We start from the raw sequence: 20,322 nt of genomic DNA on the forward strand, positions 1-20,322 counted from the left end.
GGTCCCCATCGTCTAGAGGCCTAGGACATCACCCTTTCACGGTGAGTACCGGGGTTCGAATCCCCGTGGGGACGCCAGTCAAAGACCGGAGCAGACCACCCGCACATGCGGAAAGGTGCTCCGGTTTTTCTTTGGGTCCGCGACCATGCACAACGATCAACGCTCCACGACTCTCGCCATCTTCTGCAAGGTGGTCGACAACTTCGGCGACATCGGCATCTGCTGGCGCCTTGCGCGGCAGTTCCACCGCGAGCATGGCATCGCGGTGACCCTGTGGGTCGACGACCTCGCCAGTTTCCGCCGCATCTGGCCAGGCGTGTCCGTCGAGGCCGGCGAACAGGTGGTCGACGGCGTGCGCGTGCTGCGCTGGCGCGACCAGGATGGAGTCTACGCGCCGGCCGACGTGGCCGACATCGTCATCGAATTCTTCGGCGTCGACATCCCGCCGGGCTATGTCGCCGCGATGGCCCAGTGCGAGCCGCGGCCCGTGTGGATCAATTACGAAGGCCTCAGCGCCGAGGAATGGGTCGAGGGTTGCCACGCGCTGCCGTCGATGCATCCGCGCCTGAAGCTGACGAAGCATTTCTTCTTCCCGGGTTTTACGGACAAGACGGGCGGCCTGCTGCGCGAACGCGATCTGCTCGGCGCGCGCGACCGCTTCCAGGCCGACGCGGCGGCGCGGGCCGATTTCCTGGCGCGGCTGGGCGTCGGAAAGGACGAGATGGCCGCGCTGACGGTCAGCCTGTTCTGCTATCCGCACGCGCCGGTGGCGGCGCTGTTCGCCGCGTGGCAGGCGGGGGATCGTCCGGTGACGTGCCTCGTGCCGCAAGGTGTCGCACACGAGCAGGTGGCGGCGTTCGTCGGCGCCGGCGCGGTGGCGACGCACGGCAATCTCACGGTCCGCACCATCCCGTTCCTGTCGCAGGACGATTACGATCGCCTGCTGTGGGCGTGCGATGTGAACTTCGTCCGGGGCGAGGATTCCTGGGTGCGCGCGCAATGGGCTGGGCGACCATTCATCTGGCACATTTATCCGCAAGATGAAAACTTGCATCATGTTAAACTCCGCGCGTTCCTGCAAAAGTACGCGGAGAACCTGGACAGCCTGATCGATTTTTCCCTGCGCTGGAATGGCGTGGAAGGTGATGCGCCGGCCGATTGGCCGGCCCTGTGGACATCGCTGCAAGCCAGTTTGCCGACGATACGCTCACGCGATGCCGAGTGGCAGGCGCGGATGTCGGCGAATGGCGACCTGGTGCGCAACCTGCTGGATTTCGCCCGGTCGCTGCGGTAGGCGACGGGCGAGGAACATGGTATCATGCTTGATTACTGCAACTCATTTTTAGGTTAAAACCCTCCTATGAAACCCGCAAAAGAAATCCGTGTCGGCAACATCATCATGGTTGATGCCAAGCCTTTCATCGTGCTGCGCTCCGACGTCAATGGCTCGAGCCGCACGGGCTTCACGTACAAGTGGAAGATGAAGAATCTTCTCACCAACGCACCGCTGGAAAACGTGTTCCGCGGCGACGACAAGTTCGACGTCGTCGTCCTGGACAAGAAGCCGGTGACCTACTCGTACTTCGCCGACCCGCTGTACGTCTTCATGGATGAAGAGTACAACCAGTACGAAATCGAAGAAGAAAACCTGGGCGACGCCATCAACTACCTGAAAGACGGTATGGAATGCGAAGCCGTGTTCTACGACGGCAAGGCCATCTCGGTCGAACTGCCGATCACCATCGCACGCCAGATCATCTACACGGAACCGGCCGTCAAGGGCAATACCTCGGGCAACGTCCTGAAGGAAGCCAAGCTCGAAAACGCCATCGAGTCGAAGCAGTTCACCATCCAGGTGCCGCTGTTCGTCAACCAGGACGACGTCATCGAGATCGACACCCGTACCGCCGAGTACAAGAAAGTCGTCCGCAACTAAGCCGACCGCTCTCTGAAAAAAACGCTGTCCATCGGGCAGCGTTTTTTTTCGTCGATACGTCCGACACGCGTGCATGTCACATAAGCAAGATGCTGTTATGCTGGCGCATTCTCGAGGAGGACGCATGGATCGCAGGGATTTCGTTCGGCTGGGACTGGCGGCGAGCGCCGCGGCCGGCGTGACCGCCACGGCAACGGGCAAGGAACTCGATGCCGTCCTGGACGCCGGCGTGCGCGAGCAGCAGGCGCTGATGGAAACGGGCAAGCTGACGTCGAAGACGCTCGTGCAGCGCTACCTCGCGCGCATCGCGGCCGTCGACAAGGCCGGGCCGCGCCTGAACGCCGTCATCGAACTGAATCCCGACGCCGCCAGGATCGCCGCCGACCTCGATCGCGAGCGTAAGGCCGGCAAGGTGCGCGGCCCGCTGCACGGCATCCCCGTCCTGTTGAAGGACAATATTGCGACGGGCGACAGGATGAGCACGAGCGCCGGCGCGCTCGCGCTGGACGGCGTGCGCGCCACGCGCGATGCGTTCGTCGCGGCGCGCCTGCGCGTGGCCGGCGCCGTCATCCTCGGCAAGACGAATCTGTCGGAATGGGCGAACATGCGCTCGACACATTCCGTCAGCGGCTGGAGCGGACGCGGCGGCCAGACGCGCAACCCGTATGCGCTCGACCGCAACACGAGCGGTTCCAGTGCCGGTTCGGGCGCCGCGATGGCGGCCGCGCTCGCCGCGCTCGCCATCGGCACGGAGACGGACGGGTCGATCGTGTCGCCGGCGTCGATCTGCGGCATCGTCGGCATCAAGCCCACATTGGGCCTCGTCAGCCGCAGCGGCATCATCCCGATCGCGCATTCGCAGGACACGGCCGGCCCCATGACGCGTACCGTGGCCGACGCCGCGCTGCTGCTCGCGGCCATCGCCGGCGCCGATCCGGACGACGCCGCCACGGGCACCATGCAGGGCAGGCCGGCCGATTACGCGGCGGCCTTGAGGTCGGACGGCCTGCGCGGCCGCCGCATCGGCGTCGCGCGCAATTTTTTCAATAGCCCGGCCGTGAACGCCGTGATCGAAGCCGAGCTGGCCATCCTGAGCGCGCAGGGCGCGACGCTCGTCGACGTGCAGGTGCCCAACGTGGACAAGTACGGCGACTCGGAACTGGAAGTGCTGCTGTCCGAATTCCGTCCCGACCTGGAGGCATACCTGGCCGGCTACGCGCCGCACGCGTCCGTCAAGACGATGGCCGACGTGATCGCCTTCAACGACCAGCACGCCGCGCAGGAACTCCGCCACTTCGGCCAGGAACACCTGATCGCGGCGGCGGCCCGGCCGGGCCTCGACGCCAGGGCCTACCGCGACGCACTTGCCAACAACCATCGCTACAGCCGCGACGAGGGCATCGACCAGATCCTGCGCGAGGAAAAGCTGGATGCGCTGGTCGCGCCGACGGGCGGCACGGGCTGGCTGACCGACTACATCAACGGCGACCACGACGGCCCCAGCTTTTCGTCGCCCGCGGCCGTGGCCGGCTACCCGCACGTGACGGTCCCGGCCGGCTTCGTGCACGGGTTGCCCGTCGGGCTGTCGTTCGTCGGCGGCGCGTGGAGCGAAGCGGCGCTGATCGCGATGGCCTATGCCTACGAGCAGGCGAGCCAGCGGCGCCGCGCGCCCACGTATCCGGCGTCCGTCAACCCGCGCGCCTGACCCACACGAACGCGCAGATCGATGCTGCCAGCGCGCAGGCGGCGCATACGACCATCGCCATGTGGAACGGCGCCAGCAGTGCGCGGCCTTGCGCCGTCAGCACGACGCCCAGCAGCGCCGTCGCGATGAGCCCGCCGCCGCGCGCGACGGCGCTGTTGAAGCCGGACGCGACGCCCGTGTGATGGGCGTCCACGGACGACAGCACGGCCGTCGTCAGCGGCGCCGCAACGCACGCCATGCCGACGGCGATGACGAGGATGGCGGGCAGCACGGTCGTGGCATAGCCGCCGCCGCCGATGCGCGTGCCCAGCAGGAATCCGCCGGCGACGATGAGCGCGCCGATCGATAACGGTAGCCGCGACCCGTGGCTGCCGGCTACCTTGCCCATCAATGGAGAACCGATCGCGAGGACGATGGGAAACGGCAGCAGCGCCGCGCCCGCCTGCTTCGCCGAATACTGCAGCGCCTGGATCAACACGAACGGCACGAGCAGCATCAGCGCGCCGAGGGCGCCGTAGAGCAGGAACGTCATCAGGTTCAGGCCGGAAAAGCTGCTCGATCCGAACAGTTTCAATGGCAGCATCGCCTTGTCGCCCGCCCGCCGCTCCGCCCACAGGAATCCCAGCAGCACGAGCACGCCGGCCGCCATCGCGCCGCCGGATGCCGCCGTCACGCCCTTGTCGGCCGATGCCGCGGCCAGGCCCCACGTCAAGCAGCCCAGGCCGACGCTGGCCAGCAGCGCGCCGGCCGGGTCGAGCGCGACGGGCTTCTCGCCGCGCGGCAAGCGCACGTAGCGCCAGCCGAGGAACATGGCCACTGCCGCGATCGGCAGGTTAATGTAAAACACCGCGCGCCAGCCCACCGTGTCGATCAGCCAGCCGCCGAGCAGCGGCCCGATGGCACCGGCCGCCGCGCCGGCCGCGGCCCAGATCCCGATGGCCTTGCCGCGCGCCTTGCCGTCGAATGTGGCGCCGAGGATCGCCAGGCTGTTGGGCAGCAAGAAGGCTGCGCCTATGCCTTGCAGCACGCGCCCGCCGACGAGCAGCCACAGCCGTGGCGCCCACGCGCACAGTAGCGAGGCCAGCGCGAACGTCGCGATGCCGGCGAGCAGGATGCGGCGCCGGCCGTAGCGGTCGCCGGCCGCGCCGCCCAGCAGAAGAAGCGAACTCAAGGGGAGAAGATAGCCGCTCACGACCCACGACAGGTCCGCGCCCGCGCCGCCCAGGTCGCGGCCGATGGCGGCCAGGCCCACGTTGACGACGGAGCCGTCGATGAAGGCGAGGCTGCTGGCCAGGATCGACGTGGCCAGCACCAGACGAGGGTGGTCGGTGTGGCCGCTCGTCGGCGTACTGTCGGCCAGCGGGAGATCGCAATGGGCCGGCAGCGCGCTCACGTTCTAGCGCGGCGTTGCCGCCTGCTTGGCCTTCGTGAAGACGGGCCCCCACAGCGGATGGCCGTGCTCGCCCGGTGCCAGGTCGAACGACGGGTCGAGGCGCAGTGCGCGGTCGAACGCCTGGCGGCACGGGCCGGGGCGCGACGTCACGCAATAGCTGAACGCCATGTATTTCAAGGCCGTGAGGCGCGTGGCGAGCGGGCCGTTGTTCACGTCGCGCGCGGACAGGCGCCGGATCGCACCGTTGTAGTCGCCGTCATTGTACAGCCGGATGCCTTCCTGCAGGCCGGCGCTGGGCGTCGACACGTCGTCGCGGTCGCGCGGCTTTTCCTTCGGCCGCGCCGGGGCTTCGCGCACCGCCGGGGTGTCCCGCTCCACCGCCGCCGCCTTCGGATGGCTGGGGCTGCGTGCCGGTTTCTTGTCGAAGCCGGGCAGGTCGGCACAGCCGCCGAGCAGGGCGGCCGCCGCGGTCAGCAGGATGGCGTGGGCGAAGCGGTGGGTATTCATTGGTCTCCGGTCGTGGGTCATCGGGTGTCGGCGCGCGGTTCGGCATTGAAGTCCACGGTGATCTGGCCGTCGCCGCTCGCCGTGTCGACCTCGAGCACGCGGTCGTGGAAGTTCGGGTTCGTCACGCGGATCGTGTGGCGGCCGGGTGCCAGCACGAGGCGCTTGACGGGAGGACTGACGCCGCGGTCGACGTCGTCGACGTAGACGACACCCCACGGCTGGATCTGCAACTTGTAGAGGTTGCCGTTCGGCGTGACGACGACACCGGGCAGCCGGGTGTCCGGCGCGGACTGTGCCTGGCCGGCGACGATGGGCGCGGCCGGGTTGGCGGGCGTTTGCGGCACGGCCGCCGGGCTCGCTGCCGGCGAATCCGGTGCGACATAGCCCTCGCCACTGTCCAGTGCGCCCGCGGCTGCGGCGTCGGTCGCGACGGACGGTTTATCGGCCTGCTGGGGCAACGTGAGCACGACGTGGTCGAACGAGCCCGAATCGCGCATTTCCGCGAACATGGCGAGCGCCAGCGCGATGAGGACGGCGCCGCCGCCGGCCGCGACGGCCCAGCGTTGCCAGCGATTCAGGTTCAGGCTTCGGCGTGGGCGCTCGGCGGTCTGCATGAACGCGGGCGGCACGGCTGCGGGTGGCGCGGCTGCGGGACGGAGGTCGGGCGCAGGCGCAGGCGCAGGCGCGTCGGGCGGCATCGGTGGCGTCATGTGCGACGCCACCGCGGCCCCGACGGGCGGACCGAGCGGGACGATGCCGAGCAGGTCGCGCAGTTGTTCGATGCTCCGGGGGCGGCGCGCCGGGTCGGGATCCATGCAGCGGTCGACGGCATTCACGAGCGAATCGCTGTAGCCCTCGGCCCGGCCGGCCAATGGGCCCGTGGGTGCGAGCTCGCGCGTGATGGCGTAATGGATGATGCGTGCCAGCGCGTTCAGGTCATCGGCCTCCTGTGCTTCCGGCGGGCCGAAGTCGGTGGGAATCAGGAGCGGCTCGCCATTCTCGTGGAACACGATCGTGTCGGGCGTGATGGCGCGATGCGGCATGTGCATCGCGTACTGCAGTTCGAGCGACTGCAGGATCTGGCGAAGGATCTTGCGGCACCAGACTTCGTTGACCTGTTCGGGACTGTACTCGACGATGTCCCTGACGGTGCGGCCTTCGAGGTGCTGCTGCTCCGGTCCGATGGTAGTTAGGCTGGTCATTTTGCTAAGGCATGGGCTTGGCAAAATCATGCCAGATTTGTAGCGCCGGTGCCCGTGCACAACTCAACCGTGCGCGCCTGTTACAATTGTTACAAGCGCGACCTGTCGACTATCAGTCGTCGATGAAGCGCATCTTGAAGTGCCGGCCCTTGATGGTGCCGAAATCCGGTCCCAGCGGGTTGGCGCCGTTCAGCCGGTCGAACGCCTGCTGCGCGACCCGGCGGTCGAGCGCGACGTAGCTGACGAATTCGAAGATGGCGATCTTGCCGACCTGCTCCTTCAGCAGGCCCGCGTCGCCGGTGAGGGCGCCCAGCAGGTCGCCCGGCCGCAGCTTGTCCTTCTTGCCGCCGGACACGCACAACGTGATCATCGGCGCGGGGTCGACCGCGCCGTCGTCGTCATCCAGTTCGCCGAGTGCATGCCACTCGGCCGTGAAGCCCTGTGCGTCCTCGATCAGCTTGACCCAGCGCTTTTCGTTCGGCGCGCACAGCGACAGCGCGAGGCCGTTCGCGCCCGCGCGTCCCGTGCGGCCGACGCGGTGCACGTGCACTTCCGGATCCTTGGACACGTCGACGTTGATGACGGCTTCCAGCCCCGCGATGTCGATGCCGCGCGCGGCCACGTCGGTGGCGACGAGCACCGCGCAGCTGCGGTTGGCGAAGCGCACGAGCGTCTCGTCGCGCTCGCGCTGTTCCATCTCGCCGTACAGTGCGAGCGCGGAAAAGCCCTGTTCGCGCAGGGCGTCCGCGACTTCGCGGCAGCGCGCCTTCGTGTTGCAGAACGCGATCGCGGACACGGGCCGGTGATGGCGCAGCAGCCGCGCGACGGCATCCACGCGGCCGTCGAAGCCGATCTCGTAGAAGCGCTGCTCGATGCGGGCCGGGGCGTGCGCCGTGTCGACGGCGACCTCGAGCGGATCGCGCAGGAAGCGCGCGGTGGCGGCGCGGATGTCGTCGGGATACGTCGCGGAGAACAGCAGGGTCTGGCGATGCGCGGGGCATTCGCGCACGATGGCCGCGATCTCGTCGTAGAACCCCATGTCCGTCATGCGGTCGGCCTCGTCCAGCACGAGGGTACGCAGGCGCGCGAGGTCGAGCGTGCGGCGCTGCAGGTGGTCGCGGATGCGGCCCGGCGTGCCGACGGCGATGTGCGCGCCGAATTCCAGCGATGCGATCTGCGGCCGCATCGAGATGCCGCCCGTCAGCACGACGACCTTGACGTTGCCGATGCCGCGCGCCAGGCGGCGCAGCTCGTTCGCGACCTGGTCGGCCAGTTCGCGCGTGGGGCACATGACGAGGCCCTGCACGGCGAACAGGGTCGGGTTCAGCTTCAGCAGCATGCCGATGCCGAACGCGGCCGTCTTGCCGCTGCCCGTCTTGGCCTGCGCGATGAGGTCGCGGCCTGCGAGTGCGAGCGGCAAGGTGGCCGCCTGCACGGGCGTCATATCCTTGTAGCCGAGCTGGTCGAGGTTGGCGAGGAAGGGGGCTGCGAGCTGCAGCGAGGAAAAGGTGGTGTCGGACATGGTGTCGGCGTTTCGTTGGCGCGACGAACCGGTGTTCATGTCGCGTGCTTCAGGGTGCCGGCTTCCAGACAGGCAAGCCGGTAAGGTCCAGATCGGGATCGTGTTTCCAGACCGGCAGGCCGGTCGCATCTGTTTCTGCCAGGTTCATCAGCATCAGCTGTTCCTGTTTCTGTGCCGTGCGGCGCGCCCGGGGACGCTTGGCTGCCGCCGGAACTGCGGACGGAGACGAAGAAAGAGCCGCGGCGTCATCGTCGTGCGGCGCCGGCTCGAAGCCGGGCAGGTCGAAGGTCGCGTTGTCTTTCTTGTCTCTCATGCGCTGCGCTGGCCCAGAAAACAAAAGCCCGGCTACAAGAGTCGGGCTTGTTGTTACGGTATTTGGTTGCGGGGACAGGATTTGAACCTGTGACCTTCGGGTTATGAGCCCGACGAGCTGCCAGACTGCTCCACCCCGCGTCTGAGTACGCTATTTTAACCCGATCGGCGCCGGAGCGCAAATCGGGTTGTCGATTCATTAGCCAGCCACTCGCAGGCGCCACAGCGACGTCACCTCGGCCATGCGTGCCGCGGCCAGCGGATCGTCGGGATCGCTGGCCTTCGGGTGCGTGGGGCGGATGTCGTGGCGGCCGGCGACGTCCAGCCCCGCCTCGGTGATCCAGCCGAGCAGTTGATCGCGCGACCGCAGGCCCAGGTGCTCGGCCAGGTCGGACAGGATGAGCCAGCCTTCGCCGCCATCGCGCAGGTGCTCTTTCAATCCCGCGAGGAAACCTTTCAACATGCGGCTGTCGGGATCGTAGACGGCGTATTCGATGGCGGAGCTCGGCTTGCCCGGCAGCCAGGGCGGATTGCAGACGACGAGGTCGGCGCGCCCCTCGGGATACAGGTCGGCGCGCACGATCTCGACCTGACCGGCGAGACCCAGGCGCTCGACGTTGGCACGGGCGCAGCCGAGCGCGCGCTCGTCCACGTCGGTGGCGAGCACGCCCTGCATGCCGCGATGCGCCAGCACGGCCGACAGCACACCGGTACCGGCACCGATGTCGAACGCGAGCGTCGCGCCGGCCGGCAGCGGCGCCTGCGCGACGAGTTCGACATATTCACCGCGCACCGGCGAGAACACGCCGTACCACGGGTGGATGTGCTCGTCGAGGGCGGGAATGAACACGCCCTTGCGGCGCCACTCGTGCGCGCCGATCACGCCCAGCAGTTCGCGCAGCGAGGCGACGTACGGTTCCGTCGCCCCACCGTAGGCTTCCGTGCACGCTTCGCGCACGTCGGGCGCGCGGCGCAGCGGGACGCCGTGGTCCGCGTCGAACGGCATCAGCAGCATGGCCAGCGTGCGCGCGCGCTGCAGTTGCGCGAGGCGGTGGCGGTGGAATTGTTCGGTGAGCGTCGCCGGCGCCTTGCCGGCCTTGGCGCGTTTGGCGCGTGGACCTTTATGGTCGACGCGGCGCACGAGCGCCTGCAGCAGCTGGCGCGCGTTCTGGAAGTCGCCGCGCCACAGCAGCGCCGTGCCGTCCAGCGCGTGGCGCCAGGCCGCGTCGGCGCTCATCGTGTCGTCCGCGAGCACGACCTTCTTCGGCGCCGGCCAGCCGCTTTCCGAGCGCCAGCGCGCCGAGCGTTCCTCGCCGTGTTCGATCCAGCGGATGCGCACCGCGCCGTCGGGAGTCGTCATCGCGCGTCCGATCAATGGTGGTGGTGCCAGTGGAGTTCGTTCGACTCGACGAAGGATTTCACGGCATCCGGGTTGCCGGTCGCGTGGCGCTTGATTTCGCCGCATTCGCAAATGCCCTGGTAGGGCTGGATGTGCGAGCAGGCGGACACTTTCTGCAGGGCGACCTTGACCGGCTTGGCGCATTTGGCGCACTTGAAGGTCAGGAAACGGGCGGGTTTGTTCATGATGAAAGAGAGCGATGAATCAAAGGAAGGGGCGCATTTTAGCACTGCACGGTCACGGCACTGCTGCCCCCGCCGGCCGGCCGGACGAGCACCTTGGTGGCGATGCGTTCCGTCATCTCCTGCACGTGCGAGATGACGCCGACCTTGCGGCCCAGCGACTGCAACGCGTCCAGCGCATCCATCGCGACGCCCAGCGTATCACTGTCCAGGCTGCCGAATCCTTCGTCGATGAACAGCGATTCCACCTTGACGCGGTTCGACGACAGCGAGGCGAGGCCCAGCGCGAGCGCGAGCGACACGAGGAACGATTCGCCGCCGGACAGGGAGTTTACGGAGCGCACTTCGCCGCCCATGTCCTGGTCGCGCACCATCAGCGCCAGCGACGGGCCGGCCGTGCTGACGACGCGCTCCAGGCGGTAGCGCCGCGCCAGCTGGGCCAGGTGGGTGTTGGCATAGCCGAGCAGCACGTCGAGCGTGAATTGTTGGGCGTAGTTGCGGAATTTCTTGCCGTCCGCGGAGCCGATCAGTTCCGCCAGCTTCGCCCACCGGTCCTCGACGGCGCGCTGGCGCTCGATCTCGGCCATCATCGAGCGCGCCCGCTCGCGCCGCTGCTCGTCCTCGCGGATGCGCATGGCGAGGCTCGCCGCCGCTTCGTGCGCGGCGTCCCGGTCGGTCTGGGCGCGGCGCAGGGCCGCCGCGACCGAGTCGGCGTCCTGGCCCTGCGCGGTTGCCTGCTCAGCTGCCTGCTCAGTTGCCAGCTCAGTTGCTTGTCCCATGGCGAGCGCGCCGTCCCCGGCCTGCGCATCCGGCTGTTCGACGTCTGCCTGCGCCGGCGCCACGTCTTCGCGCAAACGTTCATGCTGTTCGCGCTGCGCACGGCGTTCGGCCAGCACGGCCGTCGCCTGGCGCAGGGCCGCGTCCAGTTCCTGCAGGGCCGCGCGTTCCTGGGCGATCCAGCCCGCGCCGACCTGGAGCAGGGCCGCGAGCTGCTGTTCGTTGGCCACGCTTTCCAGTGCCGGATCGCTGCCGTCGAACTCATGGATCCAGTGCGCGAGGCGCTCGCCGGCGTCGGCCAGTTCGCCCTGCAGGTCGGTAATGCGGCGCGCGGCCAGCGACTGCGCTTCCCGTACCCGCGCTTCCGCCTGCGCGGCCTGCAGGCTCGCGGCCTGGCAGGCGTTCACGGTGTCGCGTGCCGCGTTCACGGCACTCACAAGCTGTTGCTCGACGTCGCGCGCGGCGCGGCCGTCGAACAGTTCCGCACGTTCGACGCGGCGCGCGGCCAGGTCTGCATCCAGGCGGGCGAATTCGGCCTCCGCCTCGACGAGGCGCCGGCCGGCATGCTCCGTGCGCGTGGCCAGCGCGGCGTGCTCGGCGTCGAGGGTGCCGATGGCGCCCTGCAGCCGCGCAAGGCGTGCCGCCTGGTCATGCCATTCGCGCGCCTCGTTCGCGCGGACCTGGCGCCAGCCGGCGGGGTCGCGCTGCCATTGACTCTGCCAGCCGTCGCCGCACGCTTCCGCCAGCACGGGGTCCAGTTCGGCGAGCAATTCGGCCAGCGTGGCCGCGGCCGCTTCGCGCCGCGCGGCCAGCGCGGCGATGTCGGCATCCAGCCGCGCCAGCGTGCCTTGCGCCGTCTGCGCCGCGTCGAGCAGGCGCGCGTGTTCGCGGTTGGCCTGGTCCCAGGCCTGCTGGGCGGCATCGCGCGCGAGTTCGGCGCGGCGCAGGTCGCCGTCGCGTGTCTCGAGTTCTTCGTACGCCTTGCGCAGCGCGGCCTGTTCGGCCGCCAGCCAGCGGCCGCGCGCGTCGGTGCCCGCGTCGCTGTCCGGCGCGTCCGCCGCGAGCGGATTGTCGGCCCATTCCGCATCCAGCTGGGCGAGCGCGGCGGCGAGGCTGTCGCGTTCGCGTGCCAGCGCCGCCAGCCGTTCGCCGGCAGCATCGTACGCGGCCCGCTGGCCAGCCTGCTGGTCGACGTTGGCGCGCTGTTCGGCGCGGCGCGCGGCCAGTTCGGCGGACAGCTCTTCCAGCACGGCATGCAGCCGGTCGTCCTGGTGCCGGTAGGGGTGTTCCGTGCCGCCGCACACGGGGCAGGCGTCGCCGTCCACGAGCGTGGCGCGCAGCTTTTCGACGCCGTCGGCGCACGCCAGCTGGGCCGTCTTCAGCATGCGCTCGGCCTGGGTGACGGCCGCGTCCAGCGCGATGCCCGCGGTGCGCGCGGCGTCGAGTCCTTCCTGCGCCTTCGCCTGCGCCTGGGTGGCCTGGGTGGCCTGTGCATCGAGGTCGGCCAGGCGGGAGCGCTGGGTGCGCAAAGCCTGCCAGGTGTGGTCGAGCGAGGCGAGGTGTTCGCGCCGCTTGTCGAGCGTGCGGCGTTCGGCGCGCAGGGCGTCGGCGTCGATGCCGTCGAGCGCCGCGGCTGCCTGCTTGCGCGCGGCTTCGCGCACGGCAAGGAGTTCGACGGAAGCCGACAGCGCGTGCGCCGTGCGCTGCGCCATCGCGGCGGCTTGTTCAGCGCCGGCGCGGGCCGCGTTCAGGGCCTGGGCGCTGGTGGCGTCCTGGCGCGCGGCCTGCTCGGCCTGGGCCAGGCGCTGGTCCCAGCGCGTCCATTGGGTGGCGAGCAGTTCGCGGGTGCCGTGCGCGGCGAGCCAGCCCGTCGTGTCGTGCAGCGCGCGCCGGCTCGCTTCCAGTTCCTCCGCCTTGGTCCGCAGGGCGGCCTGGGCCTGCGTCGACTCCGTGCGCACGCCGTCCTGCGCCGCGCGCGCCTTCGCGTGGGCGGGCGCGAGCGTGTCCAGCGTGGCGTCGAGGGCTTTCGCGCGGTCCAGCTGCGGCGCGGCCGCGCGCTGCGCGTCCTCGGCCGCTTCCAGCTTGCGTTCGGCCTCCATCAGGCCGCGTGCGGCCTGTTGCTGCGCATCGAGGGCACGTGCCAGTTCGTGTTCGCTGCCGGCCAGTCGGGCCTGCACCAGGCGCTGTTCGCCGGCCAGGCGGTTCAGGTCGGCGACGAGGGCGCGTGCAGGTTGCACGGCGTCCAGCGTGGCCAGCCGGCGCCGGCGGTCGGCAGCGGCGTCGGCCTCGGCGCGGGCCCTGGCCAGCGCGCCGTCCGCCTGGGTCTCGGCCGCGCGCAGCCGGTCCAGTTCCTGGTACCAGCGCAGGTGACGTTCCAGCGCGGCGCGGCGCGTCTCGGCCGTCGTCAGCGCGGCCTGGGCGGCGGCATGGTCGGCGTCGAGCTCGGCGCGCGCGTCCGGGCCGAGCGGCGCCTGGTCCTGCAGGCGCGACGTCAGGCGGCGCATGGCTTCCTGCTCCACGCGCCAGCGCTCGTAGGCGCGGCGCGAGATGTCGCTGTAGACGGCGCTGCCCGTCAGCGTTTCCAGCAGTTCGCCGCGCTCGTTCTCGTCGGTACGGAGAAAGGCGGAGAATTCGTTCTGTGCGAGCAGCACGGAGCGTGTGAACTGTTCGAACGAGAGGCCGATGCGGCGCTCGATTTCGGCCAGCACCTCCGTCTTCGTGCCGCCCAGCGGTTGCAGGCCGGGCAGTTGTTGCAGGCTCATCGTGGACGGCTGCAGGGCGCCGGCCGCGCGGTTGCGCGAGCGCCGTACGCTCCAGCGCGCCCGGTAGCGCTGCTCGTCGTTGCCGACGAAGTCCACTTCGGCGAACGCGTCCGCCGTCCCGCGCCGCATCAGCGTGCGGCGGTCGGCGACGGACAGCGTTTCGTCGCCCACGTCGGGCAGGTAGTTGCCCACGCGCGGCCCCTTGATGAGGCGCGGCGTGGCGTCGTACAAGGCCAGGCACAAGGCGTCCAGCAGGGTGCTCTTGCCGGCGCCGGTGGGGCCGCTGATCGCGAACAGGCCCGACGAGACCAGCGGTTCGCTCTCGAAATCGACTTCGAATTCGCCGGCCAGCGAGGCCAGGTTCTTGCCGCCGATGCGCAGGATCTTCATGCGGCCTCCCGGTTCCTGGCGGTGCCATCCGTCGGCAGCAGCAGTTCCGTGAATGCGGCCAGCTGGTCGTCCGGCGCGTCCTCGCCGAAGCGCTGTTGCCACAGGCGGCGGAAGATGTCGTCCGGCTGCAGCTGGGCGAGCTGGTCGAGGCTCAGCGCGGGTTCCACGCCGGCCGTCGTGACCACGCGGCGCGTCGGTTCGATCTTCGCCAGGCGCACGGGCTTGCCTTCCAGTGCCGCCTCGACCTGTGCGCGCAGGCCCGGCTCGGGCGCGTCGAGCAGCACGCGCACTTCCAGGTAGGGCCAGACGTCGCGCGGCAGGTCGGGCAGGTCGAGGGCGACCAGTTCCGCGATCGCCTGCTTGACGGGCGCCGGGCTGGCCGGCACGCGCAGCAGTTCGACCGCGCGCGGCACGTGCAGCGGTTCGATGGCGGCGGCGCGCATGCCGTCCAGGTCGATGCGCAGCACCTGGTGCTTGTAGCCGACCTCGGCGAACGACAGGGGGAGGGGGCTGCCGGAATAGCGCAGGTGCTCCTGCTGGCCGACCCGCTGGGCCAGGTGCAGGTGGCCCAGCGCGGCATACGCGACGTCCGGGCCGAACATCGACGCCGGCAGGGCCTCGGTGCCGCCGATGACGATGCGGCGTTCCGAGTCCGGCGACGCATCCCCGCCGACCATGTGGCAGTGGCCCATCGCGAGGATCGCCTGGCCCTCGGCGGCCCGGGCGCGGGCCAGGTCGTACGCCTGCTGGTAGAGCAGGCGGATGCCGGCCAGGTAGGCGTCGAACGCATCGTCGCCCGCTGCCTGCGACGCGACGCGCGGCACGTCACCCGGCCGCAGGAACGGGATCGCGACGCACCAGGCTTTCACCGCACCGTCCTTGCCGGTCAGCGGGACGATGAAGCGCTCCAGGTCGACGCTGCCTTCGGCGTCGCGCATGACGTGGCCCACGACGCGCGTGCCGTGCGCTTCCAGCAGCGGCCCCGGCGCCTCCAGCCGGCCCGGCGAGTCGTGGTTGCCGGCGATGATGACGATGTCCAGCCGCGGCGCGCGTGCCCGCGCCTGCTGCAGGAAGCGGTACAGCTGGCGCTGCGCTACGGCGGACGGGTTCGAGGTGTCGAACACGTCGCCCGCGATCAAGAGGGCGTCCGCTTCCTCGGCGACGATCGTGTCGAGCAGCCAGTCGAGGAAGCACTGGTGTTCGTAGGTCCGGTCGAAATTGTGCAGGGTCTGGCCGAGGTGCCAGTCCGATGTGTGCAGCAGCCGCATGGTCGTTAAGAAATCCGCAACAGTGGTTGAACCTGGGCGCCAACTATATCGCATGGAACGAGATACTGTAAAAAAAACCAGTACTTTTTCGCGGCGACCTGTACAAATGTTGATGAGATGTCACTAGAATGCCGGGATGACTGAACCAATTTTGACTCCTGCTGTCGCTCGAAACCTGCACCTTGCGGCCCAGGGCATGCTGCAGGCGAAACGCGCCCGTGCCACCAAAGCCGATGTCCTGGCCGCGATTCGCCGCATGGGCGTGTTGCAGATCGACACCATCAGCGTCGTCGCGCGCAGCCCGTATCTCGTGCTGTGGAGCCGCGTGGGCGACTACGACCCGGACTGGCTCGACCAGTTGCTGGCCGAGGGCCGGCTGTTCGAGTACTGGGCCCACGAGGCGTGCTTCATCCCGATCGAGGATTACGGCCTGTACCGGCACCGGATGGTCGATCCCGGCTCGCTCGGCTGGAAATACGCGGGGACGTGGCTGGCGTCGCACCGGGAGGAGGTCGAGCGCGTGCTGGCGCATGTCCGGGCCAACGGGCCGGCCCGCTCGGCCGACTTCGAGCGCTCGGACGGCAAGGCCGGCGGCTGGTGGGCATGGAAGCCGGAAAAGCGCGCGCTGGAAGTCCTGTTCACGACCGGGCGGCTGATGATCGCGCGCCGCCAGCAATTCCAGCGCGTGTATGACCTGGCCGAGCGCGTGCTGCCCGGCTGGGACGATGCGCGCATGCCGTCGATCGACGCGACGCGGCGGCGGTTCGTGCTGGACGCCGTGCGCGCGCTGGGCGTGGCGAAGGCGGCCTGGATTCCGGACTATCACCGCACGAAGCCGCCGCACCTCGATCCGGCGCGGCTGGCCGACGAGGGCCTGCTGCTGCGCGCCAGCGTCGAGGGCTGGAAGGAGCCCGTGTACGTCCACCCCGACCATGCGGCGCTGCTCGGGCAGGCCGCCGATGGGGGGCTGCAGGCGACGCTCACCAGCGTGCTGTCGCCGTTCGACCCCATCGTCTGGGACCGCCGCCGCGCCCTCGACCTGTTCGGTTTCGACTACCGGCTGGAGTGCTACACGCCGGCCGAGAAACGGCGCTACGGCTATTTCACGCTCCCCTTGCTGCGGCGCGGGGCGCTCGTCGGCCGGGTGGATGCCAAGGCGCACCGCAAGACCGGCGTGTTCGAGCTGAAATCCCTCGTGCTGGAGCCCGGGGTACGTATCAGCGACCGGTTCGTGCGCGACCTGGCCGCGGCGTTCACCCGCTGCGCGCGCTGGCACGGCTGCCCGCAGGTCGTGCTGGCGCACGCCGAGCCGGCCGGGCTCGCCGCGCCGCTGGCCGCCGCGCTGGGCCAGACCCTGGCGGCCGCGGCCTGATGCCGGGTGGCCGTTTGTGATAGATCAAACGGGTGCCAGCCCCGCCTCCTTACACTAGACCTTCCTTCAGGCCGAAACCAACCAGAGGACGCCTCGCGATCCGAGACTCGCGATTCGAGAGCGCCCCGGGCCTGTCAACAACGCTCCCACGGACCTTGCATAGCGCCGCGCATGCCATGCGGCCGGGGAGCGGATTTGTCGAACTCACTCGTGAGAAAAAGGTGGAGACCGAATGCTGACATCGACTTATACCCTCGTCGCCCTGTCCGTCGAACAGACGACGGTGCGCGCGGCCTTGCAGTCGCTCCTCGACGAGCTGCGCGCTCTGCCGGGCGACTTCAGCACCCTGGCCGCCGGCCGGGCCGCACAATTGTGTACTGCACTGCGCCAGGCGTACGACAACTGTCACTGGCGCAAGCTCGACAAGTTCCTCGTGCCGGCCCTGCGCCGCAGCACCGCGGCGGCCGACAGGTTGCTGGAGGAGCTCGAACGGCTCAGCGGCCAGGCGGCCAGCGCGATGGCCACGGCCGAGGCCTGCGTCGGCGCGGCGGACCGTCCGGTGCCGCGCGACGTGTTCTGCGGCGCCGTCGAGAGCTGCGTCGCGGTCCTGCGCTGCCGGCTGGAGCGCGAGGAACACGAGTTGTTCCCGCTGGCGCGTGCGGCGGTCGGCGGCGACGCGTGGTTCGCGATCGCGAACCAGATGCTCGCGCACGACGCCTACGCGCAGGAGCACCGCGCCGGTCCGCGCCGCCTGCGTCACGAACTGGTCGGGCATGCCGGCCACGATGTGCATGCGCGACGGCAGGCGACGTTGACCGCGGCCCACTGACAGCATCGACATTGTCAGTGGGAAATGATGAACGATTGCTCGCACGCGCCAGGCTGGTGTCACGAGGCCATCAGGGTTCTTTGCTATGATGGCGATTTTGGAAGTGCGATTTCATCATGTTCGAGTTCCTATTCAAGCGGCCGGGCGACAAGCCCGGCGACAAGCCGGCCGGGCAGGGAGGACAGGCGGGGGCGCAAGCGGAACCGTCCGCGTCCGCCGCCACGCATTCGTCCAACCATCAACGCACGGCCCAGGCTGAAAAGCTGGGCCGGATCGGGGATGATGAAGCCGCCGCGGTGGAATTCATCCTCCAGTGCGAATTTTCCGAACTGCGGCTCGCCGCCGCCGAGTTCGTCCACAGCCCGGCGCTGATCGAACGTGTGCACACCGCGATGCGCAATACCGATCGCCGCGTCGCCAAACTGATGCAGTCGCGCCTCGACGCGCACCGTCACCGCGAAGCGGAGCACCGGCGCGCACAGGCCGCCGTCGAGCAGGCCGAATCCCTCCTCAAGGATGCATTGCTGACCCCGAACCACGTGGCCGAGCTGGACCGCAAATGGTCCGTGATCTCCGCACCCGAACTCGATGCCGCGTTCCAGACCGCGCGCGCCGCGCTGGCCCAGCGCCTCGAAGCGCAGGTGGCCCTGCAGCGCGCCATGATCGACCGCGTGGCCGCCTTGCGCCAGCTGGGCGGCGCCGGGCTGTCGGCAGCGGAACTGGGGCAGCGCCTGGATGTGCTGGCACAGGAACAGGACGAGGCCCTGCGTTCGCCCGAACACCCGTCGCTGCCGCGCGCCCTCGTCGCCGAATTCGCGGCCGGGATGGAGAAGCTGCGCGCCGGCTTGCAGGTGCAGGAAGCCGGCCAGGCCGCGCTCGCCGCGCGCGCCGCATTCATCGACACCCAGCAGGCGAAACCGGTTGCCGAGCTGAATGCGGAGACGCTGCGGCGCGAATGGAAAGCGCTGCCGCATCTGTCCCAGGACGAGCAGGCCGCCGAACTGCAGCGCCGCTTCGACGCCCTGCTGGCCACGGTGCCGCAGCCCGAGCCGCGCAAGCCGAAGGCGCCGCGCGAGCCCAGGCCGGCGCATGAAGGCGGCGCAAAGGCGCCCGCCAAGGATGGCGCGAAGGACAACAAGCCGCGCGGTGCGGACCAGCATTTCATCGACACGATGGATGCGATGGAAGCCGCCCTGCAACAGGGCTCGCTGGGCGCCGCCGCCGACCACGACAAGGCGCTGAAGGACGCGCGCGAAAAGGGCATGCGCCTCACGCCCGCGCAATCCGACCGCCTGGCCCACCTGCGGGCCGAGCTCAAGCGCCTGTCCGACTGGGCGCGCTGGGGCGGGAACGTGTCGCGCGAGGAACTCATCAAGACAGTCGAGGCCTTGCCCACGCAAAACCTGGCGATGAGCGAGCTGGCCAAGAAGGTCGGCAGCATGCGCGACCGCTGGAAGGCGCTCGACAGCCTGTCCGGCGCCGCGCCGAAGAGCCTGTGGGAGCGATTCGACGCCGCCTGCACGGCCGCCTATGCGCCGGCCGCGGCCCACTTCCGCCACCTGGCCGACGAACGCCATGCGAACGCGGCACGCGGCCAGGAGCTCGTCGAGGAAGCGCAAGCCGAGATCGCGCGCCTGCGCGAGGGCAGTGTCGAGTGGAAGCACGTGGCGGGCACGGTGCAGCGGCTGCGTCTCGCGTGGAGCCACCTGGGCGCCATCGACCGCAAGGAAAAGAAGCGCCTGGACGCCTTGTTTGCCGATGCGCTGAACGTGCTGCAGGGGCCGCTCGAAGAGCAGCGCAAGGCCGAGATGGCCGAGCGTGAAGCCATCATCGAGGAAGCGGCCGCCATCGACCCGCACGACCGCCACGCGATCGACACGATGCGCGCCCTGCAGCAGCGCTGGCAGGACCATGCACGCTCGCTGCCGCTCGAACGCAAGAGCGAGCAGGCGCTGTGGCAGCGCTTCCGCGCCGTGTGCGACGATGTGTTCCAGCGCCGCAAGGAAACGATGCACGAGGCCGACATCGAGCGCCGCGCCCACGAGGCCGCCAAGGAAGCCATCAGCGCGCGCCTGGAAGCGGCGGCCGACAGCGTCACACCGGCCACGGTCGGCAAGGTGCTGCGTGAGGCGCAGGCGGAATGGCAGGCGATCGGCCCGGTGCCGCGCGCGCATGAAGCCCGCGTGGAAAAACGTTATCACGCGGCCGTGGCGCTCGTGCAGCAGCATGCGGACCAGGCTCGCCGCGCCGCCGGCGTCGCCCAGGCGGGCATGTTGCGCGACAAGCTGAGGCTCGTGCAGGAACTGGAGCAGGCCGTCGCCGCGGACAATGCCGGCGCCACCGATTGGGAGGCACGCTGGTCCGGCTTGCCGCCCCTGGACGCCGACATGGAACGCACGTTGCGCACCCGTTTCGACGCCGCGCTGGCCGCGCTGCGCGGGAGCGCGGAACAGAAGGCCGCGTATGGCCGCACACTGGAAGAGAACCGCGGCAAGCTGCTGCACGAGCTGCTGCGCCTGGAAATCGGCGCCGGCATCGACAGCGGCCCGGAGTTCGCGCGCGAGCGCTTGAAGCTGCAGGTCGAGGTATTGCAGTCGTCGTTGAAATCAGGACAAAGCGCAGGACAGGGCAGCGGCCGCGGCGCCCAGGGCGGCGCGACAGCGCAGCTGCGCGACCTGTGCGCGCTGGCGGCGCTCGTCGATGCGCGTACGGCGTCCCGGATCGAGCAGCTCGCGCTGCGTGTGGCCAAGGAGGGCAAGTGAAGAA

General features: G+C 69.6%; 15 protein-coding genes and 2 tRNA genes. 7 read left to right on the top strand and 10 right to left on the bottom strand.

Annotation, left to right across the window (positions count from 1 at the left end; genetic code table 11):
• The first annotated feature begins 1 nt into the window (after window position 1).
• From QPK29_RS29540 to QPK29_RS29555, 4 genes are all read left to right on the top strand, one after another.
• Window positions 2–77 (top strand) — tRNA-Glu (locus QPK29_RS29540).
• 68 nt (window positions 78–145) lie between these two features.
• Entirely contained in the window at window positions 146–1,294 is a 1,149-nt protein-coding gene (earP, locus tag QPK29_RS29545; RefSeq protein ID WP_371768189.1) for an elongation factor P maturation arginine rhamnosyltransferase EarP, read from the top strand.
• 66 nt (window positions 1,295–1,360) lie between these two features.
• Window positions 1,361–1,936, top strand: coding sequence for an elongation factor P (locus tag QPK29_RS29550; protein ID WP_056137248.1), 576 nt, complete (start codon window positions 1,361–1,363; stop codon window positions 1,934–1,936).
• A gap of 124 nt (window positions 1,937–2,060) precedes the next feature.
• Window positions 2,061–3,641, top strand: a complete 1,581-nt coding sequence (locus QPK29_RS29555; RefSeq protein WP_371768190.1) for an amidase — start codon at window positions 2,061–2,063, stop codon at window positions 3,639–3,641.
• On the opposite strand, the gene QPK29_RS29560 is transcribed toward QPK29_RS29555, so the two are convergent.
• The 10 genes from QPK29_RS29560 to QPK29_RS29605 form a co-directional block, all read right to left on the bottom strand.
• Window positions 3,625–5,034 (bottom strand): MFS transporter, encoded by a 1,410-nt coding sequence (locus QPK29_RS29560; protein ID WP_371768191.1) that lies wholly within the window; start codon window positions 5,032–5,034, stop codon window positions 3,625–3,627. The genes QPK29_RS29555 and QPK29_RS29560 overlap by 17 nt on opposite strands.
• 3 nt (window positions 5,035–5,037) lie before the next feature.
• On the bottom strand, window positions 5,038–5,541 hold the full coding sequence (locus QPK29_RS29565; RefSeq protein WP_056137251.1) for a TssQ family T6SS-associated lipoprotein: 504 nt from the start codon (window positions 5,539–5,541) through the stop codon (window positions 5,038–5,040).
• A gap of 17 nt (window positions 5,542–5,558) precedes the next feature.
• Window positions 5,559–6,743 (bottom strand): serine/threonine-protein kinase, encoded by a 1,185-nt coding sequence (locus QPK29_RS29570; protein ID WP_371768192.1) that lies wholly within the window; start codon window positions 6,741–6,743, stop codon window positions 5,559–5,561.
• Between the two features lie 112 nt (window positions 6,744–6,855).
• Entirely contained in the window at window positions 6,856–8,265 is a 1,410-nt protein-coding gene (dbpA, locus tag QPK29_RS29575; protein ID WP_056137451.1) for an ATP-dependent RNA helicase DbpA, read from the bottom strand.
• A 49-nt stretch (window positions 8,266–8,314) separates the two neighbouring features.
• The gene (locus QPK29_RS29580; RefSeq protein WP_056137253.1) at window positions 8,315–8,578 is read right to left on the bottom strand and encodes a hypothetical protein; all 264 of its coding nucleotides are present in this window, start codon (window positions 8,576–8,578) and stop codon (window positions 8,315–8,317) included.
• Window positions 8,579–8,641: 63 nt separating this feature from the next.
• Window positions 8,642–8,718, bottom strand: a tRNA-Met gene (locus tag QPK29_RS29585).
• 58 nt (window positions 8,719–8,776) lie between these two features.
• On the bottom strand, window positions 8,777–9,937 hold the full coding sequence (locus QPK29_RS29590) for a methyltransferase (protein WP_371768193.1): 1,161 nt from the start codon (window positions 9,935–9,937) through the stop codon (window positions 8,777–8,779).
• Between the two features lie 11 nt (window positions 9,938–9,948).
• Window positions 9,949–10,161: a hypothetical protein gene (locus QPK29_RS29595; protein WP_056137254.1), complete on the bottom strand. Its 213-nt coding sequence runs from the start codon at window positions 10,159–10,161 to the stop codon at window positions 9,949–9,951.
• A 38-nt stretch (window positions 10,162–10,199) separates the two neighbouring features.
• On the bottom strand, window positions 10,200–14,087 hold the full coding sequence (locus QPK29_RS29600) for an AAA family ATPase (protein ID WP_371768194.1): 3,888 nt from the start codon (window positions 14,085–14,087) through the stop codon (window positions 10,200–10,202).
• Window positions 14,084–15,355 carry an exonuclease SbcCD subunit D C-terminal domain-containing protein gene (locus QPK29_RS29605; protein WP_371768195.1) on the bottom strand — a complete coding sequence of 424 codons (1,272 nt, stop codon included), beginning with the start codon at window positions 15,353–15,355 and terminating at the stop codon, window positions 14,084–14,086. Before QPK29_RS29605 ends, QPK29_RS29600 begins: the two co-directional genes overlap by 4 nt.
• A gap of 136 nt (window positions 15,356–15,491) precedes the next feature.
• Here QPK29_RS29605 and QPK29_RS29610 point away from each other — a divergent pair, with 136 nt between their 5' ends.
• The 3 genes from QPK29_RS29610 to QPK29_RS29620 all read left to right on the top strand — a co-directional run bounded on the left by QPK29_RS29610 (window position 15,492) and on the right by QPK29_RS29620 (window position 20,318).
• Window positions 15,492–16,727, top strand: coding sequence for a winged helix-turn-helix domain-containing protein (locus QPK29_RS29610; RefSeq protein WP_056137257.1), 1,236 nt, complete (start codon window positions 15,492–15,494; stop codon window positions 16,725–16,727).
• 232 nt (window positions 16,728–16,959) lie between these two features.
• Window positions 16,960–17,556 (top strand): hemerythrin domain-containing protein, encoded by a 597-nt coding sequence (locus QPK29_RS29615; protein ID WP_371768196.1) that lies wholly within the window; start codon window positions 16,960–16,962, stop codon window positions 17,554–17,556.
• Between the two features lie 116 nt (window positions 17,557–17,672).
• Window positions 17,673–20,318, top strand: coding sequence for a DUF349 domain-containing protein (locus QPK29_RS29620; RefSeq protein ID WP_371768197.1), 2,646 nt, complete (start codon window positions 17,673–17,675; stop codon window positions 20,316–20,318).
• Window positions 20,319–20,322 lie beyond the last annotated feature (4 nt).

The organism is Massilia orientalis (genome assembly GCF_030411975.2).
Lineage (GTDB): Bacteria > Pseudomonadota > Gammaproteobacteria > Burkholderiales > Burkholderiaceae_D > Telluria > Telluria orientalis.